Genomic DNA, 25,025 nt, shown 5'->3' on the forward strand with positions numbered 1-25,025 from the left:
TAACGCCTTTCCCAGAGAGAGTGGCCTTTGAGCACGCTGATCGTCCTACTGCCGCCGCGTGATCCGGCGGTGCCATCGCAGGAATGGCAATTGCCGGAGCTGCCGTTCGTGCTGCTCGACAAGTCGGGCCGCACCCAGCGCGCCGGGCGCTCGGCGCTCGCGCTGCTGCCACGCGCGTCGACCACGGTGCTGATGGTCGCCGCGCGCGACCTGCTGATGATGCCCACCACCCTGCCCCCGCTGCGCGGCCCGAAGCTGCGCCAGGCGCTGCCGAACATCGTCGAGGATCAACTGATCCAGGACCCGCAGACCTGCCACATCGCCGTCGATCCGAAGCCGCTCGCGGGCGGCAAGCAGATGCTCGCGATCGTCGACCGTGGCTGGTTCCGCTTTATCTGCGAAGCGTTCTCGACGGCCGGTCACCGCAGCCTGCGCGCCGTGCCGGTCACGCGCTGTCTGCCGCAAGCGGCCGCCGTGGCCGATGAACCCGCCGAAGTCGCCGAACTGGTCAGCGCCGGCGAACCGGGCGCCCTCGCCGCTGCCACGGTCGCGACGTCGCTGCCGGGCGTCGCGCCCGTCGTCGCGCCCGGCACGGCCTCGGCGACGCCGATGGTGGCCACCGTGCTCGGCGCGGTCGTCCAGACCGCGCCCGCGCTGTTGCTCGAAGGCGCGGTCGAAGTCGCGAACGACAGGACCGTGCCGCGCGTCGAGGTGGCGATCGCCCGTGGCGTGCAAGGCGAAGGGCTGGCGGTGCCGGCCAACGCCGTGAATGCGACGCTCGCCGCGCTCGCGGGCGCCGCGCCGGTGTCGCTGTACATGCTCACCGAAATTCCCGGCAACGAGCCGAGCCTTGCCGCGACGAGTCCGGCGCGGCTCGCGTCGCACGTGCACGGCGCGAGTCCGCTGCCGTTCGAACAGCTGGCGCGCCGTGCGCTGGAATGCCGTTTCGATCTGTGCCAGTTCGAGTTCGCGTCGCAGCCGTGGCGTCTGGATCGCGCGACGCTGCGCCGTCTGCGCCTGCCGGTGCTACTGGCGATCGGCGCGCTGCTGGTCGCGATCGTCGGCATGAACGTGCAGTGGCTGATGCTTGCGCATCAACGCGACGCGATCAACACGCAGATGACCGAACTGCTGCTCAATACCTTCCCGAAGACGACCGTCGTGCTCGACGCACCCGATCAGATGTCGCGCCAGTTGCAGCAATTGCGCGTGGCGGCGGGCGAGTTGTCGCCGGACGATTTCCTGTCGCTCGCCGACGGCCTCGCGCGTTCGCTGGCGCCGGTGCCGGTCAACGGCATCGCCGCGCTCGATTATCACGACCGCCGGCTCGACGTGACCTTCAAACCCGAGGTGAAGCTCGACCCGGACTTCGCCAAGCGTCTCGCGCGTAATGGGCTGAATGGCGCGATCGACAGCAATACCGGCAAGTGGACCATCAGGAACGGACAATGAAAGCTGAACTCGCTCAAACATGGGCCGGATTCTGGGACCAGCGCACCGAGCGCGAAAAGACGATTCTCGCGTGGGGCGGCGGCGTGCTCGCCGTGGTCATCGCGTGGTCGGTGTTGTGGGCGCCGGCTCAGGAAGGCCGCGCGCGTCTGCGTGAATCGCTGCCCAGCCTGCAACGCCAACTCGCGCAGATGACCGCGCAGGCCAACGAGGCGCGTCCGCTGGCGGCCGCGGCGCAAGGCGTCGCGCCGACCGGCGCCGCGTTGAAGGACGCGCTGACCGCGTCGCTCACCGATCATGGTCTGACCGCGACGCAGGTCCAGGTGATCGGCAATGCCGTGCAGATCCAGTTGAAGAATGCGTCGTTCCCGGCGTGGACGAGCTGGGTCGACGACGTGCGCAAGCAGTTCAAGGTGCAGGTCGCCGAGGCGCACGTCACCGCGTTGAAGGACGACGGTCAGGTGGACCTGAGCGCGTCGTTGCAGCCGTCCACCGCGAAATGATCGCGTCGATACAGGATCTTTCCGCATGACTTACTGGATGCGGCGCCTGCGCGCCGCGCTACCCTGGCTGGCGATTGCGGTGGTGTCGGCCGCGATCGTGATGCTCACGCTGTTGCCGGCCGCCTGGATTACCCCGCAGTTCGCGAAACAGACGCGCGGCCACGTCAATCTCGTCGATCCGGCCGGCTCGTTATGGCACGGTTCGGCCACGCTGATGCTGGCCGCCGGCTCCGATCTGAGCACGGCGACGCTGCTGCCCGGACGGATCGAATGGACTACCGCGTTCTGGCCGCTGTTCACCGGCCGCGTTCGCATGACCATGCGGCACAGCGAAGCGATGCCCGAGCCGATCAATGTCGATGCCACCTTGCGCACCGCCACGGTGACGTCCGGCGCGATCGCCGTGCCCGCTTCGTTGCTGAGCGGCCTGGGCGCGCCGTTCAACACGCTCGATCTGCAGGGCGACGTACAGCTTGCGTGGTCGGACTGGCGCAGCTTCAACCGCGAAGCATTCGGGCAGATGACGATCACGCTGAACGACGTCAGTTCGCGCGTGTCGCTGGTGCGGCCGCTTGGGTCATACCGGATGGTGTTTCAGGCGCAGGGCGAGTCGTCGACGCTCGATCTGTCCACGCTGAAGGGGCCATTGATGCTGTCCGGCCACGGCACGGTATCGGCGGCATCGACGGAATTTCATGGCTCGGCTAGCGCCACGCCCGAGGCGCATGACAACCTCGCGGGGCTGCTGAATCTGCTGGGACGTCCGAGCGGACCGGATACGGTGGCGCTGACCTTCGTGCACTGACGGACCCTGAGCTGATAGCCGGCGCGTTGATGCGTGTTCGTCGGCACGGTTTCAAACTTTCAAACTCGACGCACGCGATAACGAAAAAGAGGCATGGCCGCATTTCGCGGGCATGCCTCTTTTTTGACATCTACGACCAGGACAGTCGCGTTACTTGCCTTGCTGCGCTTGAAGTTCCACTGACGCAGCACCGTTTTGCGCGAGCGGCGCGTCGGCCGAAGCGACCGGTGCCGCTGGTGCCACCGACGAAGCCGGCAACGGCGCCGGCGCAGCCACATCGCCCGTTTCGCGGTTCATCTGCGCGACATCCCAGCCGCCGCCGAGCGCCTTCACGAGACCCACCGACGACACCATCCGCTGCCCTGCGAGGCTTTCCAGTTTCTGCTCGGCCGTGAACGCGGTGGTCTGCGCGGTCAGCACGTTCACGTAGCCGACGGTGCCCGCCTTGTACTCGTTCGTGACGATGGCGAGCGCCTGACGCGCCGAGTCCACCGCCTGCTGTTGCACGACGATTTCCTGTTCGAGAATGCGCTGCGACGCAAGGTTGTCCTCGACGTCCTGGAACGCGGCCAGCACGGTCTGACGATAGGTCGCGACGTCCTGGTCGTAAGCGGCGCGCGCGGCCTCGGTCTTCGCCCGGCGCAGACCGGCGTCGAACAGCGTGGCCGCGAGTTGCGGACCGACGGTCCAGAACCGCGACGGCATGGTCAACAGTTGCGAGAACACCGAATTCTCGAAGCCGCCCGTGGCCGACAGCGTCAGTGTCGGGAAAAACGCCGCGATCGCGACGCCGATCTGTTCGTTCGCCGCCGCCGCCTTGCGTTCCGCCGAGGCGATGTCCGGCCGCCGTTCGAGCAGCGCCGACGGCATCTGCGCGGGTACGGCGGGCGGCGTGGCAGTGAGCGGCGCCGGCGCGATCGCGAAAGTCGAGGCCGGTTCGCCGACCAGCACGGCGATCGCATGTTCGTCCTGGGCGCGCTGCACACCGTTGTCGATCGCGGCGGCTTGCGCGGACTGCAACTGCGTTTGCGCCTGAATCACGTCGGAGCGGGCCGCGACGCCGGCCGCGTACTGATTTTGCGTGAGCTGCAGCGAGCGCTTGTACGCATCGACGGTGTCGTCGAGCAGCTTCTGGGCCGAGTCGAGCGCGCGCAGCGAGAAGTAGGTCTGCGCGAGCGTGGCCTGCGCCGACAGCCGCGCGTTCGCGAGATCGGCGGCGGCGCCCTGCTGACCGGCCTTCTGCGAATTCACCTGACGCGTCACCGAGCCCCACAGGTCCGGCTCCCAGCTCGCGTCGAGTTGCACGTTGAAGCTGTTGTTGATGCCGGAGCGGCTCGTCGCGGTAGTCGCATTGCCGCTCGACAACGCACCGTTGCCCGAACGCGTTGCCCCCGCCGACGCGCCAATGGTCGGGAAGTACGCGGCGCGCGCTTCGCCGACGAGCGCGCGCGCCTGCCGGTAAGCGGCCGCATATTGCGCGATGGTCTGGTTCGCGACGTTCAGCTTGTCTTCGAGTGCGTTGAGTTGCGGGTCCTGATAGATGGTCCACCAGTCGCCGCGGTCCTGCCGGTCGGACGGCTGCGCGACCTTCCAGCCGGGCGCGGCTTCCTTGTACGACGCGGGAATCTGCGCCGCGGGCCGCTGATAGTCCGGGCCCACCGCGCAGGCGGCGAGCAGGCTCGCGAGAGCCGCGGCGACGGCGATAGTCAGGGCGCGAGGCGCAACGGTCCGCGCGTGCGCGATTCGATCAGACTGCATGCAATGGATTCCTTCTGGACGCCGCGACGCCGGCAATGGCGGCACCGCTGGCCGGGCGAGATCATGGTCTGCCGGCATGTTAGCGTATGAACCCGCCTGAACGCGGGAAACTGAAAGGGTAATGCGCGGACGCGCGCAGGTGTGTTACCGAGGGTATGGGGATGGTTACGCGTTGTTACCGGGCGCGTGCCGGCTGGGGATGCCTTCGCAGACTTTTGCCCGCGACGCGCGTGGCAAGTGAAGCGCGCGTCAAGCGCGCGCCGTCCACGGATCAGCCGCGTGTGTCTGCGGATTTCGCCTGCCGGGCGAGCTTGCCGGCCGCCGCGCGGCAAGGCGCGTCGCCGCGACTCTGGCAAGAACCGGCAACCGCCGCGAGATGACCATGACCGGGCTGAAGCGCCCTGTTAACCGCACCCGCCGAATTCACCGAGGTCGCCGCCACGCTGCTTGCCGGCCCGCCCAACGCCTTCACCATTGCGGCGGGCTTCCCCTTCTTCTGCCCTCGTCGATGCTCGATCCACGCCAGCACCGCCACGCCTACCGATCCACCAGGCAAGACGAACAACACCGCGAACAGCGCGAGTTTCCACCAGCGGTACGGGCCTTGAAAGCTATGTAGCGCGGAATCGGTCAGGGAGCGGCTCAAGCCGCCAAGCGTGTTTTTGAGGTACAGCATCGGAGAATCCTTTTTCGCACGGAGCGGTGTCGCGGCGTGCGGGCAAGCGGTCAGAACATAGTCTCGGGTGGCGCGGATCGCGCGTAACTCGTTGCCTATAATAATATTGACTATGCAATTAAATTTCAAGATACTTGCCTCCGCGCACGGTGAACGTGTTGTTTTTCCGCGCTTCGCACTACGTGAAATCAGGTTTGACTTGTCTGCTTAGGCAGCTAAAATCCGCTTTTGCTAGATGATGGCTTGTAATGACGATGACTGACGGTCCCTACAAAGCGGACGAGATTTGCCTCGAATCGAGTCTCGGCTACTACCTGTCGAAAGCGCGGAACGTGCTGGTCGAGCGGACCGATCGCGCGGTCAAACCATTGGGGCTCACCGCGCAGCAGATCGGCGTGGTGTTGATGTTGTCGTCGGGCCGGGCGGATACGCCGTTCGAGTTGTCGCGCGCCATGTCGTACGACAGCGGATCGATGACGCGTCTGCTGGATCGCCTTGAAAAGAAAGGCTTTGTGGTCCGCACGCGCAGCGACGCCGACCGCCGCATGGTGAAACTCGAACTGACGCCGCTGGGTCGGGAGGCCGCGCGGCAACTGCCCGGTCTCGGCGCCGAAGTGCTGAACGAGCAGCTACGCGGATTTTCGTCCGCGGACCTGGCGACCTTGATCGATCTGCTCGCGCGGTTTATCGCGAACGGCATCGGCGAGGGCAGCGGCGCGGGTTGTGGGCTGGCGTCGCGGGAAGACGCGCCGGATGCTTCGTCGGATGCACCGGCGTCGGAAGAAGGCGAGCACTAACTGGCATTAACTGGAACGGCGTAGTTTGAACGCGTCGTTGTGATGAGATATCTGTCTGGGCAGAGAGTGATCCGGCATGTAAGCGCACCATTCGGTGACAGCGATAAAGCTGCCGCGACAAGCTTTGCAGATTGAGGAGAACACCTATGAGCGCCACGGCTCCCGCCGCCGCCGATTCTGCCGCCCCACCCTCCGCCGAACTCGCACCGCTATCGGGCGGCACGCTGGCCCTGCTCACCGTCGGCCTTGCGCTCGGCACGTTCATGGAAGTGCTGGACACGTCGATCGCGAACGTCGCGGTGCCGACGATCTCCGGCAGCCTCGGCGTGGCGACCAGCCAGGGCACCTGGGTGATTTCGTCGTATTCGGTCGCTTCGGCGATCGCCGTGCCGCTGACCGGCTGGCTTGCGCGGCGCGTCGGCGAAGTGCGGCTCTTCACGCTGTCCGTGCTGCTGTTCACGATCGCGTCGGCGCTGTGCGGCTTCGCGCACAACTTCGAGTCGCTGATCGCGTTCCGGCTCGTGCAGGGGCTCGTGTCGGGACCGATGGTCCCGCTGTCGCAAACCATCCTGATGCGCTCCTATCCGCCGGAAAAGCGCGGCCTTGCGCTCGGCTTATGGGCGATGACCGTGATCTGCGCGCCGATCTTCGGCCCGGTGATGGGCGGCTACATCACCGACAACTTCACGTGGCCGTGGATCTTCTACATCAACGTGCCGATCGGGCTGTTTTCGGCGGTGTGCGCGTTCCTGCTGCTGCGCGGCCGCGAGACGAAGATCACCAATCAGCGTATCGACGCGATCGGCCTCGCGCTGCTCGTGATCGGCGTGTCGTGCCTGCAGATGATGCTGGACCTCGGCAAGGACCGGGACTGGTTCAACTCGACCTTCATCGTGACGCTGGCGATCATCGCGGTGGTGTCGCTCGCGTTCATGCTGGTGTGGGAGATGACGGAGAAAGAGCCGGTCGTCGATCTTTCGCTGTTCAAGGACCGCAATTTCGCGCTCGGCGTGGTGATCATCTCATTCGGCTTCATGGCGTTCTTCGGCTCGGTGGTGATTTTCCCGCTGTGGCTGCAAACGGTGATGGGCTATACGGCCGGCATCGCCGGGCTTGCGACCGCGCCGGTCGGCCTGCTCGCGCTGTTCCTGTCGCCGATGATCGGCAAGAACATGCATCGTCTGAATCTGCGGGTGGTGGCGAGCTTCGCGTTCGTCGTGTTCGCGTTCGTGTCGTTCTGGAACTCGACCTTCACGCTCGACGTGCCGTTCAATCACGTGATCTGGCCGCGACTCGTGCAAGGCATCGGCGTGGCGTGCTTCTTCGTGCCGATGACGACCATCACGCTGTCCAGCGTGTCGGACGAGCGGCTGGCGAGCGCGTCGGGCTTGTCGAACTTTTTCCGGACCTTGTCGGGTGCGATCGGCACCGCGATCAGCACCACGTACTGGGAGAACGACACGATCTACCATCACGCGATGCTGACGGATTCGGTCAATGTCTATTCGGCCAACACGAACGCCTATACGAATGCGTTGGCGGGCGTCGGTCTGTCGGGCGACAGCCTTACCGCGCAGTTGAATCAGGTGGTGACCGCGCAGGCGTACATGATGGCGACCAACGATTTCTTCCGGATCTCGTGCGCGGCTTTTATCGTGCTGGCGTTGCTGGTGTGGGTCACCAAACCACGCAAGGGCGTCGGCCCGTCGATGGGCCACTGACGCCCTGCTTTTCGATCACATCGCGCCAGTGGCGCCGTTCGTGCCGCTGGCGCCACTACGCACGTACTCCTTGAAGTCAGCGCCCGCTTCCCACGGATTCGGCTTGCAGCCCATCGAGCCGTCGCAATGCGCGGCGAAGCCGATCGTCGCCGTGCCGTCGGGGTTGGCCGTGCGGGTGATCTGATACGCCAGCGCGCGCTTGCCGCCGTCGGGCCCGGCGGTCTGGATCAAGGTATCGGTCGCGGCTTCGATCTTGTATTTCGAGTGGCTCGATACCCAGCTCTGTGCGCGCTGCCACCAGACGTCGCATTGGGCCTTGCTCGTACACGTGAGCGGCGTCGTCGCGATCTGCATGACGTCGGGGTTGACCTGGCCTTGCGTCGAACACCCGGCTGCCGCCGCGCACAACATAGCCAACAGACCTTTCTTCATCACGATGCTTTCCTCCCTCGCTGGAGCGCGTCATGTGAGTTTGGACCGTGGGGCCGGTGCGGTGTTTCATCTGCGTCAGAGAAACGTCAGATGGCGCGGAGAATTTGCCGATGACGCGCCGCGGTCGCTAAACGCGCCGTACAGGTTACCGACGTGCAATAAAAAAGCGGCCACGTGGGCCGCTTTTTCGTCGTATCAGTCGAGACCGCTCATTGCGATCACGCGCTGCTGACCGGTTAAACGCTGAACCGGTTCAACGTGTAGGCGCGATACGCGGCGACGAACGCATCGAACGAACCGACCTCTTCCTGTTCGAGCTTCTCCTGCTCCGCGAGCGACTGTGCAGCGAGTTCGGTGAAGGCTTGGGTCTCTTCCGCATCCAGCGGACGCGAACGGAAATACGCGGCATGCGCTTCGCTCTGTTCGAGGCCGAACGCGAGGAAACTCTGCTGCTTGTCGCGCATGATCTGCAGCACGCGCGCCGAAGGCGTCAGCGACGCATCCGCCAGCTTCGCACGTTGTACCGCGACTGCGCGGACATGTGCGTCGCCGCCGTGCAAGGCGTCGAGCGTGGCCGCGGCCGCGTCGATCTTCACCATCAATGCTTCGGCCCATGCCGTCATCGCGACCGGTTGGCCATCGCGTGTCAGTTCGAGGCCGGGCTTGCGGCCTTCCATCGTCACGCGGCCGAAGTTCTGGTTCGCTTCCGCGTACGCAGGCGGCGGCAGCGGCGCGCTATCGTCGAGCGCGCAGACCAGCAGATAGGCGTCGAGAAAGCGCGACGTCTCCAGCGAAATACCGGTGGGCTCGAACGGATCGATGTCCATGCAGCGCACTTCGACATACTGCACGCCGCGCGCGGCCAATGCATGCAGCGGACGCTCACCCGGATACGTGACGCGCTTCGGGCGGATCGTCGAGTAGAACTCGTTTTCGATCTGCAACACGTTGGTGTTGATCTGCACCCACTCGCCGTCGCGCTGCGTGCCGATCGCCTCGTAAGCCGGGTACGGCTGGCTGACGGCTTTCGCGAGCGCGTCGAGATAGCCCGGCAGCGTGTCGTAGTCGGCGTGCAGCGCGGCCTGCGCGGTGGTGTTCGAGTAGCCGAGGTCGCTCATTCGCAGACTGGTGGCGTACGGGCGATACAGCGTGTCGGCGTCGAAGGTCTCGAGCGTATGCGCGCGACCTCGCAGGAAGCGCCGATCCAGCGCCGGCGACGCGCCGAACAGATACATCAGCAGCCAGTTGGTGCGGCGGAAATTGCGGATCAGCGCGAGATAGCGCTCCGACTGAAAATCGACCGCGCTCGCGGTGGATTGCTGATCGGCGTGCAGCAGGCGCCACACTTCTTCGTTCAGCGAATAGTTGTAGTGAATGCCCGCAATGCACTGCATGGTGCGGCCGTAACGCAGCGCGAGACCGATGCGATACACGTACTTCAGTTTGCCGATGTTCGAGGAGCCGTAATTCGCGATCGGAATGCCGTCGTCGGTATCGGGCAGCAAGCCCGGCATCGAGTCGTTCCACAGAATTTCGTCGCCGAGTTTTGCGTAGACGAAGCGGTGTAGCGTGTCGAGCTTGTCGAGCGTCTGCGCGACGTCGTGCTCGGCCGGCGTGATCAGTTCGATCAGCGCTTCCGAATAGTCGGTGGTCAGCGACGGATGCGTGAGCGCCGAACCGAGCGCGCGCGGATGCGGCGTCAACGCGAGCTGTCCTGCGCGCGTGACGCGCAGGCTTTCCTTTTCGATGCCGCGCAAGCCGTGCAGCAGCGCGTCGCGCTGCGGGCCGGAGGTCAGCACGGACAGGCGGTGCGAGAACGCGTCGGTCGTGCGGGAAGGTGTCGTGTTTGGCATTGAGGCGAGTCGGGCGCTGTCGGCCGCCATGTGCCGCTGCGCTGCTCGCGGGCGGTACGGCGCGGTTGACAACGTTCGGCATAATTTTCGGTAGCGGGCACTTTAACATCTCGCCAGAACGGCTGCTTGAGGCCGCTTCGGCGGCTGTTTTGCCCACCTTCGCCAGGCTGTGTCTCGCCCCGCCGAGCCTTGCCTGTCATGCCCGCGAGCGCTTTTGGCGCCGTTAGCCGCCGCGCGCCGCGCCCATCCGGTCCGCCACTTCATTCCACAGATGCATCGCCGCGTACGCACGCCACGGCCGCCAGATGTCGGTGCGACTGCGCTGCTGCGTGGGCCGCGCGAGCGAGGGATCGCGTGCGCAGATCGATTGCATCAGCACGAGATCCCATGCGGGCCACGCGTCGGCGTCACGCCACGCGCGCATCGCAACGTACTCGACGGTCCACGGTCCGATCCCCGGCAACGCGAGCAAGGCGGCGCGCAACGCGGTGGTGTCGGCCGTGGTGCTGTCGACCGGCACATCGCCGGTGGCGACCGCATGCGCGAAACCCTGCAACGCCGCTACGCGTTTACCCGGCATGCCGATCTGCGCGAGATCGACTGCGGCCAGTGCGGCGGGCGTCGGAAATCGCCATGCGGTGTTCTCGTGCGGATGCCCGTCGATGCGCTGCCCTGCCCGCTGCACCAACCGGCCGATGATCGTGGTCGCCGCCTTCACGCTGACCTGCTGACCGACGATCGCCCGCACCACCAGTTCGAAGCCGGACCACGCACCCGGCACGCGCAAACCCGGAACGGCGTCGACGAGCGGCGCAAGCCAGGGATCGGCGGAGAGTTCGGCGCCGATCTTCTTCGGATCGGCGTGCAAATCGAACATCCTCGCGATGGGCACGGCAAGCGCGTTGGCGTGACGGCTCACGGGCCCGTCGATGCTCGCCACCAGACAGCGCTTGCGCGGATGCATGTGCACGCTGAGCGTGCCGCTGTCGCCGGCCCAATCGATCGCGCGGCGATACGCGCCGTCTTCCACGGCTTCGACGCCGGGCGTCGCGCGTCCACCGAAAAAACGCAGCAGACGCGGCCAGTCGAATGGCGCTTTGAACGGCAATTCCAGCGTGGCGACTTCGTCGATCGTGCTCATGCGGCGTGATTCAGTTTGTTGGAAGCGAGGCGGGTGGACGAGTCGATGCCGGCGTCAGCATCGACGAGTGCGGGCTCGCAACGCTCGCGCGACGCGGCCGAACCGCCAGCGGCATGCAACGCCTCATTGTCGAGCAACGCGGCCTTGCGCGGCAAACCCCAGCGATAACCCGCCAGCGCCCCACCCTTTTGCACCACGCGATGACACGGAATCGCCAATGCCACCGGATTCGTCGCGCACGCGCTCGCCACCGCACGCACCGCGCGCGGCGAACCGACCGCTTCGGCGATGTCCGAATAGCTGCGCGTCTCGCCGTACGGAATGCGCCGCAGCGCCTCCCAGACGCGCTGGCGGAACGCCGTCGCGGCGATGTCGAGCGGCAGATCGAAGTCATGTCGCGTGCCGTGCAGATATGCGTCGATCTGCGCGACGAACGGTGCGAGCCGCTCGGGGTCTTCCTGCAACTCGGCGTTGGCGAATTCGTTTTGCAGATCCTCGGCGAGGATCGCTTCGTCGTCGCCGAAACCGATCTTGCAGATGCCCTTGTCCGTCGCGGCGACCAGCACGAAACCGAGCGTCGTCGATGCGCACGCATAACGCACCGTCAGCCCCGCGCCCTTGCGCCGATACGCGGACGGCGCCATGCCGAGTTCCGCCGACGCGCTGTCGTACATCCGCGACGGTGAGCCGAAGCCGGCGTCGAGCGTGGCGCGCGTGACGTCGGCGCCGCTTTGCAGCGCGTCGCGCAGGGCCGCGCCGCGTTGCGCGGCCTGGTATTGCCGCGGCGAGACGCCCACCACGCGCTTGAACAGGCGCTGCAGGTGAAACGGACTGACGTGCACGGCGTCGCTCAATTGCGCGAGCGTCAGGCGCTGCTGCGGATCGGCGTCCAGCGCGGCGCAGGCGCGGTTGACGATCTCCAGCTCGCGCGGCAGGCCGCCAGGCTGACAGCGCTTGCAATCGCGAAATCCGGCAGCGCGGGCGTCGGCGACATCGGTGAAAAACGCGACGTTCTCGCGACGCGGCTGGCGCGACGCGCACGACGGGCGGCAAAACACGCCGGTGGTTTTGACGGCGTAGAAGAACGCGCCGTCGGCTTGCGGCTCGCGGCGGGTGACGGCTTCCCAGCGATCGTCGTCGGAAGACCAGGCGTCGGCGTGGGGGGATGAATTGGCTGTATGGCGGTTCATGACGGGTTCCAGTCAGGCAGTGTCGATGATTAGCAATGTAGGCCGCCTGGCCCTACGCTACGCCCCGGTTCTTGCTCTGTCATTGCGCTTCCTCGTAGGCCCGAACGCCCGTCAGGCGGTCGTTTTGCCGCAAACTGCGACAATTTGGCCCAATATCGGGTTTTCCCTTAAAAAGTTATTGCGTCGCACCAACCCTGTGTGTATATTAGTCCCTGTCTCCTCCATGTCTCCTCCTGATATGGATTCAGCCCGCTCCACATTGAGCGGGCTTTTTTTCGTCCGTCGTTTCCGCATCGAGTCGTGATCCGCCCCTGCTGATTTCGGATCGCACGGCGCACGCGCTTCTCTCTACACTGGCGATTCCTTTGTTTTGCGAATCAGACGAGGAGCGTCCACGATGAAAATCCACATTCGCGAAATCGACCACGTCGTCATCCGGGCGACCGACGCCCAGGCGCTGGCGCGCTTTTACTGCGACGTGCTTGGTTGCAGCCTCGAGAAGGAACAGCGCGATCTCGGCTTGACGCAATTGCGCGCGGGACGTTCGCTGATCGACCTGTTGCAGGTCGGCGCGCGGCTCGACCATGCCGAGAATGGCGTGCCGGGCGCGGGAAGGAACATGGATCACCTGTGTCTACGCGTCGAACCGTTCGACGCCGATGCGCTCAAGGCGCATCTCAGTGAACGCGGAGCGCGGCTAGGCGAGTTTGGACTGCGCTATGGTGCGGACGGCTTTGGGCCGTCGCTGTATCTGTTCGATCCAGAGGGCAATATGGTCGAACTTAAAGGGCCGCCCGAAGCGGCGCGCGCGACATCGCTTTAATCAATGCTCGATGGCCGGGTCGAGCGCGGCGGGCCAACCGGGCGTTCATACTATGCGCGGTTGCCTTCAGGCCAACGCGGGACGCCGCCGCCCTTGCCCACCACGACTTCAAACGTTCGCGGGCGCCTTCAACACCGTCCAGTCGATCTTGACTGCATCGGCGTCGGCGCTGCCGAGCCATGCTTCGCCGTCCTGAACCGTGCATTGCAGGCGCATGGTCCGCTCCGCCAGCGAGCCGAGCGATGCGGCCACGTCTTCGCCGAGCGTCCACACGGTCACGTTGCGCATCCGCTCCACCTTGTTGCGCACGCCTTGCCACCAGATGTCCGAGGTCCGGCCGCCGTAGGCGACCACGATGACCTCGTTCGAGCGGCCGCTCGCCTTCGCGATGCGCCGTTCATCCGGTTGGCCGACCTCGATCCAGGTTTCGATCGCGCCGGTCAGATCTTTTTCCCACAGATCCGGCTCGTCGACGTCCGACAAACCTTTGCAGAATTCGAGGCGCTCCTGCGCGAACAGCGCGAACGCGGCGACACGGACCATCATCCGTTCGTCGGTTTCGGAGGGATGGCGGGCGATCGTCAGCGAGTGGTCGGCGTAGTAGTGCCGGTCCATGTTGGCGATCTGCAGTTCCGCCTTGTAAATCGTCGATTTGAGAGCCATGCCGTTGCTAAACCAGGCGCTCGCTCCACCGGAGCGAACTGAAAAAGAATCGTCGACGGCGCGTTGCCGTTTTCCGTGTTTGTTGTACATCGTCTGTTCCTCCCGCGCCGTCAGCCGGTCGCCGATACCACGAGAGAAGCATTTATTGCGCCACAGGCGGCGCGAAGGCGTGCCGACGATGTCGCCGGCGGCATCCCATATGGCCTCGCGTGCTGCGCAGGCCGCGGGGGAAAGCGAAATGAGCCGGCGCGTGATGATACCGAATGTATCTATCCTGTACCGTGAATCGCCCGGAATATGCGCCGCGATCCGTGCCGTTGGCGCCGATGCGTCACTTCGGCAGGTAAAACCGCCAACACTTAGCGTTGTGCGAATAGCCGAGAGATGGTCGGAATATTGTGTGCATGATCGCAATTTGCGACGAAATTGCGCCGATCGGGGAAAACATAGGAGGAAAGGCCTGCGTTGGCTACTGCCTCTACTGCCTCGGTGGAAGCGGAACACGCGTTATGAGGGCAATTTCCCGCAACGTCCAATCTGTTTCATCTTCGAGAAAGCCGCCCGGACGTCAGCACAAGCGGCGAAATGCATAAGCGGTCACGAAAAATACTCGCACAAAAACAAATCGGCCGGACATGTCATGTCCGGCCGATTCAGTACTCACGCGTTCTCACTCTCCGATTTAAAAAAACCGGAGCAGCTATTCCAACTGCGCACAACCTCATTCCGGCATTAAGCCGGAATGACGGCGTTCAGCTAATTGCCGGTTTATTGCTTGATAAACCGGTCGTTTGCCCAAAGGCCTTCCGTGTCGCTATTGCCTGAATTCACGAATTCGACGTCATGGCCGACCACGCGGACCACGCGGAAGCTCGAGTTTTCAGGCGTCGATACGCACTGATAGCCGGAGAAGAATTCCTGCATCTTCTGCTGTTCGCCCGCCTGTGCGTGCTGGTCGGCGGCGTCGAGCTTATCCTTCGACAAACAGCCGTACGCATTGGCTTTGAACTGGATGGTTTGCTGCGGCTTGATCATGACGTCTTGCGCCTGAACAGCGGCGGCTGCCAAACCCGCAATGGCGAAAACAAGGGCGATTCGCGTTTTCATATTTTCCTCCGGTGCGGGTCGCAATACTCAGGTTAGCTATGTATTTAACAATAACGTCGCACCCGCATCTCGCACTTTAGGAGAATGGTGAAGAACGACAAGCACATCTTGTGTGCGGTCGCAACAGTGGCGAATTGTCGCAGCATGCGTCGCCCGTGCTTAAACATTGATCAGCTGCTTAAATGGCCCGGACTGTGATGGATTACTAAGCGACGGCGAGGGCGCACCGCTTTAACCAGTAAAGCTTTGCGGTGCGTATTGGCGTAAACGAGCAGCACCAATTAAGTGAATTACTACAATTTAATCGGCGGCTTGGTGCATTGCACACAAAGTCATTCGGCCGATCAAAGCAAAATCGCGAAATAACGGTGTACGTGCAGAAGATAAACGATGCCAGGCCGATTCACGGGCGACCTGAGCCCGTGTCGATGCAGACTCGCGGGTGTTACTTCAACCGCTGCCGGGACGCGAAGAACTCCGACTGGAACAGGCACATGCGCAGCGCATTGTGATAGCTGCCGTTGCCGAAAAACTCCTCGATCAGCTCGGCCTCGTGCCGGAAGCCGCATTTTTCGTAGACGTGAATCGCAGCCGTATTGGACTTGTCGACGATCAGATAGACCTTGCGCAGATTCAGCACGGAAAACGCGTAGTCGGTTGCGAGTTGCGTCGCGATGGTCGCGTAACCGCGTCCTTGCGCGTGCGGCGCGATGATGATCTGAAACTCGCCGCGCCGGTGAATGTAGTCCAGCTCGATCAATTCGACGACGCCGACCGTTTGGCCTTCGTTATCGATCGCCACGAAGCGGCGCTCGCGCAGGTCGTGCACGTGCTGATCGTAAAGCTGGGTCAGTTCGGAGAAGGTTTCGTACGGCTCCTCGAACCAGTAACGCATGATCTTCGCGTTGTTGTTCACTTCGTGGACGAAGCGCAGATCGGTGCGCTCGAGCGGGCGCAAGGTGAGGTCGCTGCTGCGTTCGGTGGTCATTGGATTCCCCTTGAGAATTTATTGGTTTGAGCGGCGTGGCCAGTGACGGCCATGCGCGATGCAAGTTCTGGTTAGTCACGGGGCGCGGCGGGGAGTTCTTTCCGCATCGCAGGACACGACGGTACGACGCGTGGGCGAGCCGAGGCGCCACGCGGGTTTGGCTGTCAGGCGGCGGCGCGTTGTCGCAGGCGTGCCGCCACACGTTTTCGCGCATCGCGGCGGGGTTCGGGAACGGGCGGTGCTCTACAATGAAATCATGCTCTGGCAAACGGAGGCCACCGTGATCGAGCATTGGATTCTGGGCATTTTTCTGATTATTCCGCTGCTGATCGTCGCGTTTCTTTTCACCGACGAATTGTGGCAGGAACATCGGCATCTGCATGACATGCGCCCCATGCACCTGAAGCCTCGCCGCATCGACTGGCGACATCCGCTGCGGCGGACGCGGCATCGGCTGTGAGGGCGGGCGGTCGAACGTGAACGTATCAGCCGCTCGATCCGCCGAACTCGCCCGATATACCGACCTTCTGAGGTGCCGCGCTGCACGATTCGACCGTGCCGTTTAGAATGGCGGCCCGTTGAACAGGAGGTTGTGTGCGCAAACTGATGTCCTTGATGCTGCTGGCAGCGACCGCTGTCGCTTTCGTGCCGGCCACTGCCGAAGCGCATTCGCGCGTGGTGTGCAAACGCGTGTGGGTGCACGGTCGTGTGGTGAAACGCTGCCGCCGCGTGCCGGTACCGCACCATCACCATCATCGTCGTCCGCCGCCGCATCATCGTCCGGCGCCGTATCACCCTTGATGCAGCAGAAACCCGCCATGCGCGGGTTTTTTTACGCGTGACGCGGGGCAGCGCGGCGACGGGTGCCGCCCAGTAAGGGCGTTGCAGGGCTGCGCGGAGCAGCAGCAGCAACCCTCAGCGAACGGCCATGGCGCCCGCCCGCGCCAATGCGCACCGCCAATAAAAAAGCCTGCCGTTTCGGGCAGGCTGAAAAGAGATCCACACTCAATGCCTTGCGGGTACAAGGCAGAAGCAAGTCTAGCCGTTGAACGCGCGCCGCTGGTTTCATCGGCCATTACAGTTATTACCGCGCAATACTTGGCGGCCCGTGGCTGCGTGTAGAGCGGCCTTGAACGACGGACCAGGCGACCGCCCATCACGCCGCGCATCGCCCAACCCGCGTCAGTCCGCCCGCCAATGTGCGCGAATCCGTCTCGCCAGCGCTTCGAGCGTGTCGGCATCGGCGACATCGCGGGCATGCATGCGCAGCGGCTGGCCTTCCCAACGCGGAATGACATGGAAATGCACGTGCGGCACCGTCTGGCCCGCCGCCGCACCATTGAACTGACCGATGAACACGCCATCCGGCTTCAGCGCCGCGCGAACGGCGATCGCGAGCTTCTGCGTCATGCGCATGCAGGCCACCGTGGACGCGTCCGACAAATCGAAAATCTCGGCCGCCGCTTCCTTCGGCACCACCAGCAAATGGCCGTCGGCCTGCGGCATCAGGTCCATGAAGGCGAGCGCCGCGCTGGTTTCCGCGACCTTGATGCAAGGTAATTCGCCGCGCAGAATTCTCGCGAAGGGATTGCCGTTGTCGTAGTTCATCGCGCGTCCTTTCCGGTTTGCTGGGGACAGAGAGGGAAATGCCGTCTTCGTCGTCATTATCCGCTTCGTCTGTTACAGCGCGCGGGCGGTTCGCTGAACTCAGTCGCTCACCGCGACCTGATTTTTGCCGTCGCGTTTCGCGCGGTAGAGGCCGACGTCGGCGGCTTCGATCAGTTTCGTCACCGGCTCGGCGACCGAGGGCACCAGCGTCGCCGCGCCGATGCTGATCGTCACCACGCCGCTGGCCGACCCCGAGTGCGGAATCGCGAGATGCTCGATCGCGATGCGGATCTTCTCCGCCAGCAGCCGCAAGCCACCCGCCGACGTGCCCGGCAGCACCACCGCGAACTCCTCGCCGCCGAAGCGCGCGGCAAGATCCGGCGAGCGGCCGAGGCACGCCTCGACGGTATGCGCGACGCGCTTGAGCACTTCGTCGCCGGCAACGTGGCCATAGGTGTCGTTGTAGGCCTTGAAGTTATCGACGTCGATCATCAGGAAGCCGAGCACGGACTTGTCGCGCGTGCCGCGACGCCATTCGGCGGCGAGGTACTGATCCAGATAGCGGCGGTTCGACAGACCGGTCAGGCCGTCCGAATGCGTGAGCCGCTGCAGTTCCAGATTGGTGGCGAGCAGTTGCTGTTGCGACTGCCGCAGCGCCTGATACGCTTCGTCGCGTTGCAGCAGGTTCAGATACGAGCGCGAGTGGTAGCGAATCCGCGCGATCAGCTCGATGCGGTCCGGCAGCTTCACCAGATAGTCGTTGGCGCCGGCCGCGAACGCCGCGCTCTTCACCAGCGGTTCTTCCTTGGTGGACAGCACGATGATCGGGATGTCGCGCGTGGACGGATTCTGCCGGTACTGACGCACCAGCGTGAGGCCGTCGGTGCCCGGCATCACGAGGTCCTGCAGGATCACCGTGGCGCGCGTTTCATCCGCGCAGCGCACCGCTTCTTCCGGCGACGCGCAGTAGTGAAAATCCACGCTCGGCTCGCCGGCCAGCGCCATCCGGATCGCCTCGGCGACGATCGCCTGGTCGTCGACCAGCAACACCATGATCGGACACTCGGATGCGGGCGGGTTGCCGAGAATGCGCGCCAGCGCGTCGTCGATCGCGAGGTTGTGGGCCTGCTCCGCGGCCAGCGCCAGCGTGTGTCCGTTCGCGTCGTCGTCTTCCGCGATGTCGTGCGCGGTAGCGTTCTGATGCGGTTTAGGAGTGTCCATGTCGTTCAGCCAGAATGAATGTCGTTGAATCAAAACGTGCCCAGATGCGCTCGCGCCGACAGTGTGCGCCTATCGCGGCCGGATCGCCGTGTCGAGCGCAGCGGCGATGCGCGGCAACGGCAGGATCGCGGCGGCGGCATCGAGCGCCGCGGCGGCTTTCGGCATGCCGTACACCGCACACGTCGCCTCGTCCTGGGCAATGGTGTGATAGCCCTTGGTGCGCATCGCCTTGAGCCCGATCGCGCCGTCGCGGCCCATGCCGGTCAGCAGTACGCCGACGGCGCGCGCCGGCCAGCGCGCCACCACGCTCTGGAAAAAGACGTCGACGGAAGGACGGTACGGCGTTTCTTCCGGTACCCGCGTGTAGCCGAGTACGTTGGGCAGCTTCAGGTGCAGATGATCGTCGGTGGCGGCGAGCAGGACGACGCCCGCCTGCGGCCGGTCGCCCTCGCGCGCAATCCGCACCGGTATCGCCGATTGCTGGTTCAACCAGTCCGCCATGCCGGCCGCGAAGGCCGCGTCCACGTGCTGCACGATCACCGTCGCGGCCGGGAAATCCTTCGGCAAGCCGGCCAGCAGCGTGGCGAGCGCGGCGGGCCCGCCCGCCGATGCGCCGATCGCCACCAGCGGCGTATCGCGATTCGTCGCGCTGGCCGGTGTCGCGGCCAGCGTCGCGCCGGGGCCGTTGCGCTCCTTGACGAGCGCACCGATGCGGTCGATTTTCGCGATCAGCATGGCGATGCTCTTGTGCGCGTCCGGACCGCTCAGCGACGGCGTATCGACAGCGTCGAGCGCGCCCGCGCCCATCGCCTCGTAGACGCGCCACGCATTCGCGCCGACGTCGACGGTCACGATCAGGATCGCGCATGCCGCACGCGCCATGATGCGGCGCGTGGCTTCGATCCCGTCGACGTTCGGCATGACCAGATCCATCAGCACGATGTCGGGCCGCTGCGCGACGCAGAAGTCCACCGCCTGCTGGCCGTCCTGCGCGACCCAGAGCACCTCGTAGTCTTGGCGCGCCGCAAGCGCGCGGCGCAACGCCTCGATGGCGAGCGGCATGTCATTGACGATTCCGATTTTCATTCGTTTGCCCCCGTGCTCAGCCGTAAGCCTCGCCAATCAGATCACGCACTGCGTCGAGCAGTGCTTCGTCGTGAAAACTGCCTTTTGCCAGATAGTAGTCCGCGCCCGCATTCAAGCCGGCGCGGCGATCTTCTTCGCGATCTTTGTATGACACGATCATCACCGGCAACGACTGCAACTGCGGATCGCGCTTGATCAGCGTGACCAGTTCGATGCCGTCCATGCGCGGCATGTCGATGTCGGTGATGACGAGATCGAAACGCTCGCCACGCACCGCATTCCAGCCGTCCATGCCGTCGACGGCGATCGTCACGTCGTAGCCGCGCGTGGCGAGCAGCTTGCGCTCGAGCTCGCGCACCGTGAGCGAATCGTCGACCACCAGCACGCGACGCGTGGCGCGCTGCGCGGTGCGCGCCACGCCGTGCTGCGTGTGCTTCAGTTCGCCGCCCGCGACGAGCCGCTCGACCGAGCGCAGCCAGTCTTCGACATCGGCGATCAATACGGGATCGCCGTTTTCCATCAACGCGCCGGCGGTGATGTTGCGCACCTTGCCCAGACGCGGATCGAGCGGCTGCACGACCAGCATCCGTTCACCGAGGAAGCGGTCCACCACCACGCCGTACGTGTTCGGACCGTCGCCGATCACGATCATGCTGACGCTGTCTTTTTGATCGGCAGGCGGCGCGGTGTCGAGAATCTGATGCGCGGTCACCACGCCGATGCGCCGGCCGCCGAACGCGATGTGCTGATGGCCTTCGAGCAGCTCGATGTCCGCGCGGCTCACGTGCAGCGTGCGATTCACGTGCGCGAGCGGTACCGCGTACGGCTCGTCCGCGACTTCGATCAGCAGACTGCGGATCACCGACAGCGTCAGCGGGAGTTGCAACTGCACGCGTGTGCCGAAGCCAGGCTCGTGCATGATGCGCACCGTGCCGCGCACGCGTTTGACGACGTCGTGCACCGCGTCGAGCCCGACGCCGCGGCCGGACACCTCGGTGACCTGCTCGCGCAGCGAAAAGCCGGGCAGCAGCAGGAATTCGAGCAGTTCGGCTTCGGACAGACGCGCGGCGGTCTCGTCGCTCGCCAGCTTCTTGCGCACGATCGACGCGCGCAAGGCGTCGAGATCGATGCCGGCGCCATCGTCGGAGACGGTGATGAGCAGCGCGCCGGCCGTGTGGCGGGCGTCGAGCGTGAGCGTGCCTTCCTCGGGCTTGCCGCGCGCGATGCGCACGGCGGGCGCCTCGATGCCGTGATCGAGCGCGTTGCGCAGCATGTGGCCGAGCGGCGCTTCGAGCAGGTCGAGAATGTCACGGTCCACCTGCGTCGATTCGCCGACCAGTTGCCAGCGCACCTTCTTGCCGAGCGAACGCGCGACGTCGCGCACCATGCGCGCGAGGCCACCGGTACCGTCGCCGAAGGGGCGCATCCGGCATTGCAGCGCGGCGTCGTAGAGCTGCTGCGACAGATGCGTCGAGCGACGGTCGAAGCCTTCGAGATCGGCGAGCCGCTCGGCCACCAGTTGCTGCGATTCGGCGGTGAGCCGGCGGACTTCTTCGAGCGCCACTTGCGCGCGCGGGTCGAGCTTGAGGTCGGCGAGCGTTTCGTGCAGTTGATCGAGCGCGCGCGTGCCGTCGCGCTGGATGCGCTTGATGCGCAGCATCGATTGCGCGAAGGGTTTCAGCCAGCGCGATTCGACCAGCGATTCGCCGGACAGCGAGAGCAGGCGGTCGAGGTTGTCGGCGCGTACGCGGAGCATGCGGCCGGGCTCGGTGCCGGTGGTGCCGGTGGTGCTTGCGGATGGTGCGACGTGCGGAGTGGGCGCGTCGTTCGTGGTGCTCGCGCGGGTCGAGGGAGAGGGCGTGCCTGCGGCGATTGTCGAGGACGCAGCAATGTCCGATGACAGCAGTGTGTTTGTCTCGCTGACGACGGCGCTTCCGGATTCAACCGGCGCGTTCGTGGGCTCCGCCGTGTTAGCTTTGGCTTCGTTGCGCAACGCTTCAGCCAGTGCATTGAACGCGGCATCCGGGTCCGCTGCCGCCGGGCTGACCACTGTCGATCCCGCGCCATTCCGGCTCGCCGCGCCATGCGGCACCACGCCCGTCATCCGGGCATGCAAGGCCGCCACGCAGGCGCTCACCGCCTCGCGCGCCGCTTCCTCTTCCTCATTGCCGATGCGCGCGATGATGTCCACGCCGCGCAGCAATTCATCGATCCATGCCGCGTCGAGCAGCGCGCGTCCTTCCTGCGCCGCCACGAAACACTCCTCCATTTCGTGCGCGAGCTCGACGCCGACCGGCACGCCGACGATCCGCGCGGCGCCCTTGAGCGAATGCGCGGCCCGCATGCAGGCTTCGAGCGCGGCAGCATCGGCTGGCGAGCGGTCGAGTGTCAGGAGGCCGTCATTGAGCACGCGTGCCTGGGTGCGCGCTTCCTCGCGGAACAGATCGAGCAGCGACGGGCGGTGTGGATCGTCCGTCATCCGAGACTCCGGTTCAAGGTGTCGAAGAGCGCGTCGGCGTCGAGCAGGCCGACGCTCACGCCGCGCCACGGCGCGACCGCGCGCGTGTGCGCGGCAGCCGCCTGCGACAGCGTGGCGGGCGGCGGACCGAACGTGGCGGTCGCCATGCGGTGCACGCCGTCGACCTGATCGACGGGAAACACCGCGTGTTCTTCCGCGCGCGACACCACCAGCAGACGCGGCAGATCGTGACGCGCGCGCTCGTCGCGCGGGTCGTGCGGAGCGCGCGCGGCCGCCGACGAATCGAAGCCGAGCAGATGCGCAAGCGACAGGCACACCAGCAATTCGCCTTGCACGTTCACCACACCCAGCACCGCGCGATGCTGCCGGTGCGGCAGCGTGTGAATCGGCCGCGTCTGCACGATGCGTTTGAAAACCGGCGTGGGCAACGCGAGCCATTCGTCGCCGATACGGAACACGAGGAACGATTCGCTCGCGTTCTGGCTGTCATGCGAAGCGTGGGCCCCTACGCGCGCGACATGCTGCGCGAGATCCACGCGTGGGATTGGGCGGTCCAGCAAGCGCGATGCGGCCGCTTCGAACACCGGGCAATTCAGGCAACGGACGTATTCGGTCAGACGCTCGCACGACGAGTCGCCGCGCACGCCGATGCGGTTCCAGCAATCGTCGAAGCTCGCGGTTTGCAGATCAGCCACGTGCCGCTCCCTGTGCGCGCGACGCGCGTTGCCTCAGCAGACGCGCGCCGTCGCGGTCGCCTTCGAGTTCGAGCAGCGTCGCCAGATGGGCGAGCGCTTCCGCGTGCTGCGGATCGAGATAGAGCGCCTTGCGATAGTGGCCGCGCGCGAGGTTTGTTTCGCCGCCGGCATCGGCGAGTACGCCGAGCAGGTAGAACGCGTCGGCTTGCGGCGCGTGCTGCTCGAGGAAAACGTTGATCGCGGTGGCGGCTTCCGTCAGGCGGCCGGCGTCGGCCAGCGCATGCGCGGCTTGCAGCGAGTCGCGCGCGGCGTTGGTGGGCGCGTTGGCTGAAACCGGCGGCAGATCAGGTGCGGGGGATCTGGATGTGAACGGCTTCAAGGTGATGGCGGAATCGCGCCGTAGTGCCGCGGCCTCGGCGCGATGGTCGAGACGGTGGGTGTCGGCAAAGAGTGCGTTGCGCGGCATGGCGGGTGTCAATGTAGACGTGGCGCCATCGGCCGATCTGCCTGGCTCCCCTGCGCCCGATGTCGCGCTCGAAGTCGTACGCGCCACCGGGTCCGGCCATGCGAACGGCTCGGCCGAATACACCGGCAAGGGCGCAAGCGCGGGCACCGGCGCATGCGTCATCGCGAGGGCGGCGGCGGTCGCGAGCGGCGCGGTGGCGCCATGCCGGTTGTTCGGCGTTTGCGCGTCCAGCGAAGCATGATGAAACGCGAAGGCCAGCGGAATTTTCGCGGATTGCATGCCGTAGCGCATCAGCAATCCCGTCTCCGCCGGACCGACGAACAGCGTGCCATTGTCGGCGAGCATGCTGTCGAGCGCTTGCAACGCACTCTGCTGCGCGTCGCGATCGAAGTAGATCAGCACGTTGCGGCAGAACACGAAGTCGTACACGCCAAGCGCCGCCGTATCCAGATGCATCAGGTTGGCGCGTGAAAAACGCACCGTGTCGACGACGCGTGATGACAGACGCCAGCCGTCTTCGGTGCGGGTGAAGTGCGCGTCGCGAAACGGGAACGCGTTGCCGCGAAACGAATTGCGGCCGTAGTGCGCGCGCTGCGCGATTGCCAGCGAACCCTCGCTGATATCCATCGCGTCGATGCGGAACTGGCTTGCGTCGAAACCCGCGTCGAGCAGACTCATCGCGATCGTGTAGGGCTCTTCGCCGGTGGAGCAGGGCAGGCTCAGAATGCGGATGGGCAGCGCCGCGCCGCGTTCGCTGCGTTCACCTCGTTCGTACAGGCGCTCGAGCGCGAGGCGCGCGAGCGCCTTGAACGCATCGGCGTCGCGATAGAACCAGGTCTCCGGCACCACGACGGCTTCGACCAGCGCCTGCACGATCGACGGCGATGTTTGCGCGGCGTTCAGGAAATCGGCGAGCGGCGCGTCGGCGTGACCGTCCGCGCGCCAGGCCGCGGCGCGCTGGTCGACCGCGCGTTCGATCGCGCTATGACCGAGCGATGCCGCGTCGAGCCCCATCGTCCGATGCAACAGGTCGGCGAAGCGCCGGTACAGCGGCGCGTTGTCGTGATGCGCGTTCATGCGTGCGCCTCGGGAAACAGCAGCGCCTTGACGTGATCCGGCAGCAGATGCTCGACGCGGATCCACTGCACCAGGCCGCCCGCGTCGCTCGCGACCGGGCCGAGGTAGCGAGCGTGCGGCAGGTCGATGCCGGCGTCATGAAACGCGTCGAGATCCAGACGCACGGTGCGCGTCGCGCCTTCGAGCAGCAGCGCGAGCAGACGCACGTCGCCCGCGTGCGGATAGCGCACCAGCACCACGCGCGTCGACATCAGTTGCGCGGCGGGGCGGCCGAGTGCGAGCGCGGGCAGATCGATCACCGGCAGCGGTGCACCCTCGTGATCCAGCACGCCCGCTACCCACGACGGTGCGCCGGGGATCGACTTCGGCGGAGCGTGGGGCGTGAGCGGCATCAGACGCTCCACCTGCGTCGCGTCGATCACGTAGCGTTCGCTATCGAGCGTGAAGAGGATGAAGAGCATCGGCGCGGGCGGTGGCTGAAGGGGAG

General features: G+C 65.3%; 24 protein-coding genes. 8 read left to right on the forward strand and 16 right to left on the reverse strand.

The window, feature by feature from the left end; all coding sequences use genetic code 11:
• Positions 1 to 27: 27 nt before the first annotated feature.
• The 3 genes from gspL to LFL96_RS19490 are packed head-to-tail and all read left to right on the forward strand — an operon-like array spanning position 28 to position 2,757.
• Positions 28 to 1,452 (forward strand): type II secretion system protein GspL, encoded by a 1,425-nt coding sequence (gene gspL, locus LFL96_RS19480; protein ID WP_280996852.1) that lies wholly within the window; start codon positions 28 to 30, stop codon positions 1,450 to 1,452.
• Positions 1,449 to 1,952, forward strand: a complete 504-nt coding sequence (locus tag LFL96_RS19485) for a type II secretion system protein M (protein ID WP_280996853.1) — start codon at positions 1,449 to 1,451, stop codon at positions 1,950 to 1,952. The genes gspL and LFL96_RS19485 overlap by 4 nt, the downstream gene beginning before the upstream one ends.
• Before the next feature lie 25 nt (positions 1,953 to 1,977).
• The gene (locus LFL96_RS19490; RefSeq protein ID WP_280996854.1) at positions 1,978 to 2,757 is read left to right on the forward strand and encodes a type II secretion system protein N; all 780 of its coding nucleotides are present in this window, start codon (positions 1,978 to 1,980) and stop codon (positions 2,755 to 2,757) included.
• A gap of 150 nt (positions 2,758 to 2,907) precedes the next feature.
• Here the strand turns inward: LFL96_RS19490 and LFL96_RS19495 are convergent, their stop codons facing one another.
• Positions 2,908 to 4,515 carry an efflux transporter outer membrane subunit gene (locus LFL96_RS19495; protein WP_280996855.1) on the reverse strand — a complete coding sequence of 536 codons (1,608 nt, stop codon included), beginning with the start codon at positions 4,513 to 4,515 and terminating at the stop codon, positions 2,908 to 2,910.
• A gap of 271 nt (positions 4,516 to 4,786) precedes the next feature.
• Positions 4,787 to 5,191: a hypothetical protein gene (locus tag LFL96_RS19500; RefSeq protein WP_281000840.1), complete on the reverse strand. Its 405-nt coding sequence runs from the start codon at positions 5,189 to 5,191 to the stop codon at positions 4,787 to 4,789.
• A gap of 254 nt (positions 5,192 to 5,445) precedes the next feature.
• On the opposite strand from LFL96_RS19500, the gene LFL96_RS19505 reads away from it, so the two are divergent.
• Both LFL96_RS19505 and LFL96_RS19510 read left to right on the forward strand, forming a co-directional pair.
• Entirely contained in the window at positions 5,446 to 5,988 is a 543-nt protein-coding gene (locus tag LFL96_RS19505) for a MarR family transcriptional regulator (RefSeq protein ID WP_280996856.1), read from the forward strand.
• 146 nt (positions 5,989 to 6,134) lie between these two features.
• Positions 6,135 to 7,709, forward strand: a complete 1,575-nt coding sequence (locus tag LFL96_RS19510; RefSeq protein ID WP_280996857.1) for a DHA2 family efflux MFS transporter permease subunit — start codon at positions 6,135 to 6,137, stop codon at positions 7,707 to 7,709.
• Between the two features lie 15 nt (positions 7,710 to 7,724).
• Here LFL96_RS19510 and LFL96_RS19515 read toward each other — a convergent pair whose 3' ends face one another.
• The 4 genes from LFL96_RS19515 to ada form a co-directional block, all read right to left on the reverse strand.
• Complete coding sequence (locus LFL96_RS19515) at positions 7,725 to 8,141, reverse strand: hypothetical protein (RefSeq protein ID WP_280996858.1); 417 nt, start codon at positions 8,139 to 8,141, stop codon at positions 7,725 to 7,727.
• Positions 8,142 to 8,377: 236 nt separating this feature from the next.
• Complete coding sequence (gshA, locus tag LFL96_RS19520; protein ID WP_280996859.1) at positions 8,378 to 9,994, reverse strand: glutamate--cysteine ligase; 1,617 nt, start codon at positions 9,992 to 9,994, stop codon at positions 8,378 to 8,380.
• A gap of 223 nt (positions 9,995 to 10,217) precedes the next feature.
• Positions 10,218 to 11,135 (reverse strand): AlkA N-terminal domain-containing protein, encoded by a 918-nt coding sequence (locus LFL96_RS19525; RefSeq protein ID WP_280996860.1) that lies wholly within the window; start codon positions 11,133 to 11,135, stop codon positions 10,218 to 10,220.
• Complete coding sequence (gene ada, locus LFL96_RS19530) at positions 11,132 to 12,325, reverse strand: bifunctional DNA-binding transcriptional regulator/O6-methylguanine-DNA methyltransferase Ada (RefSeq protein ID WP_280996861.1); 1,194 nt, start codon at positions 12,323 to 12,325, stop codon at positions 11,132 to 11,134. Before ada ends, LFL96_RS19525 begins: the two co-directional genes overlap by 4 nt.
• Positions 12,326 to 12,722: 397 nt before the next feature.
• Between ada and LFL96_RS19535 the strand changes: the two genes are divergently transcribed.
• Positions 12,723 to 13,148, forward strand: coding sequence for a VOC family protein (locus LFL96_RS19535; RefSeq protein ID WP_280996862.1), 426 nt, complete (start codon positions 12,723 to 12,725; stop codon positions 13,146 to 13,148).
• A 108-nt stretch (positions 13,149 to 13,256) separates the two neighbouring features.
• Here LFL96_RS19535 and LFL96_RS19540 read toward each other — a convergent pair whose 3' ends face one another.
• The 3 genes from LFL96_RS19540 to speG form a co-directional block, all read right to left on the reverse strand.
• A complete protein-coding gene (locus LFL96_RS19540) occupies positions 13,257 to 13,811 on the reverse strand; it encodes a YaeQ family protein (RefSeq protein WP_280996863.1) in 555 nt (184 codons plus the stop codon).
• 768 nt (positions 13,812 to 14,579) lie between these two features.
• Positions 14,580 to 14,918 carry a hypothetical protein gene (locus LFL96_RS19545; RefSeq protein ID WP_280996864.1) on the reverse strand — a complete coding sequence of 113 codons (339 nt, stop codon included), beginning with the start codon at positions 14,916 to 14,918 and terminating at the stop codon, positions 14,580 to 14,582.
• A gap of 445 nt (positions 14,919 to 15,363) precedes the next feature.
• On the reverse strand, positions 15,364 to 15,906 hold the full coding sequence (gene speG, locus LFL96_RS19550; protein ID WP_280996865.1) for a spermidine N1-acetyltransferase: 543 nt from the start codon (positions 15,904 to 15,906) through the stop codon (positions 15,364 to 15,366).
• A gap of 58 nt (positions 15,907 to 15,964) precedes the next feature.
• On the opposite strand from speG, the gene LFL96_RS19555 reads away from it, so the two are divergent.
• Both LFL96_RS19555 and LFL96_RS19560 read left to right on the forward strand, forming a co-directional pair.
• Positions 15,965 to 16,366, forward strand: a complete 402-nt coding sequence (locus tag LFL96_RS19555; RefSeq protein ID WP_280996866.1) for a hypothetical protein — start codon at positions 15,965 to 15,967, stop codon at positions 16,364 to 16,366.
• A 134-nt stretch (positions 16,367 to 16,500) separates the two neighbouring features.
• Positions 16,501 to 16,707 (forward strand): hypothetical protein, encoded by a 207-nt coding sequence (locus LFL96_RS19560; RefSeq protein ID WP_280996867.1) that lies wholly within the window; start codon positions 16,501 to 16,503, stop codon positions 16,705 to 16,707.
• Positions 16,708 to 17,088: 381 nt separating this feature from the next.
• On the opposite strand, the gene LFL96_RS19565 is transcribed toward LFL96_RS19560, so the two are convergent.
• From LFL96_RS19565 to LFL96_RS19595, 7 genes are all read right to left on the reverse strand, one after another.
• A complete protein-coding gene (locus tag LFL96_RS19565) occupies positions 17,089 to 17,514 on the reverse strand; it encodes an HIT family protein (protein WP_280996868.1) in 426 nt (141 codons plus the stop codon).
• A 99-nt stretch (positions 17,515 to 17,613) separates the two neighbouring features.
• Positions 17,614 to 18,735, reverse strand: a complete 1,122-nt coding sequence (locus tag LFL96_RS19570) for a diguanylate cyclase (protein WP_280996869.1) — start codon at positions 18,733 to 18,735, stop codon at positions 17,614 to 17,616.
• Between the two features lie 69 nt (positions 18,736 to 18,804).
• Entirely contained in the window at positions 18,805 to 19,821 is a 1,017-nt protein-coding gene (locus tag LFL96_RS19575) for a chemotaxis response regulator protein-glutamate methylesterase (protein ID WP_280996870.1), read from the reverse strand.
• A 16-nt stretch (positions 19,822 to 19,837) separates the two neighbouring features.
• Positions 19,838 to 22,300, reverse strand: a complete 2,463-nt coding sequence (locus tag LFL96_RS19580; RefSeq protein ID WP_280996871.1) for a hybrid sensor histidine kinase/response regulator — start codon at positions 22,298 to 22,300, stop codon at positions 19,838 to 19,840.
• Positions 22,297 to 22,995 carry a chemotaxis protein CheW gene (locus LFL96_RS19585; RefSeq protein ID WP_280996872.1) on the reverse strand — a complete coding sequence of 233 codons (699 nt, stop codon included), beginning with the start codon at positions 22,993 to 22,995 and terminating at the stop codon, positions 22,297 to 22,299. The genes LFL96_RS19580 and LFL96_RS19585 overlap by 4 nt, the downstream gene beginning before the upstream one ends.
• A complete protein-coding gene (locus LFL96_RS19590) occupies positions 22,988 to 24,538 on the reverse strand; it encodes a CheR family methyltransferase (RefSeq protein ID WP_280996873.1) in 1,551 nt (516 codons plus the stop codon). The genes LFL96_RS19585 and LFL96_RS19590 overlap by 8 nt, the downstream gene beginning before the upstream one ends.
• Positions 24,535 to 24,999: a chemotaxis protein CheW gene (locus LFL96_RS19595; protein WP_280996874.1), complete on the reverse strand. Its 465-nt coding sequence runs from the start codon at positions 24,997 to 24,999 to the stop codon at positions 24,535 to 24,537. The genes LFL96_RS19590 and LFL96_RS19595 overlap by 4 nt, the downstream gene beginning before the upstream one ends.
• Positions 25,000 to 25,025 lie beyond the last annotated feature (26 nt).

Source organism: Paraburkholderia sp. D15 (assembly GCF_029910215.1).
Taxonomy (GTDB): domain Bacteria; phylum Pseudomonadota; class Gammaproteobacteria; order Burkholderiales; family Burkholderiaceae; genus Paraburkholderia.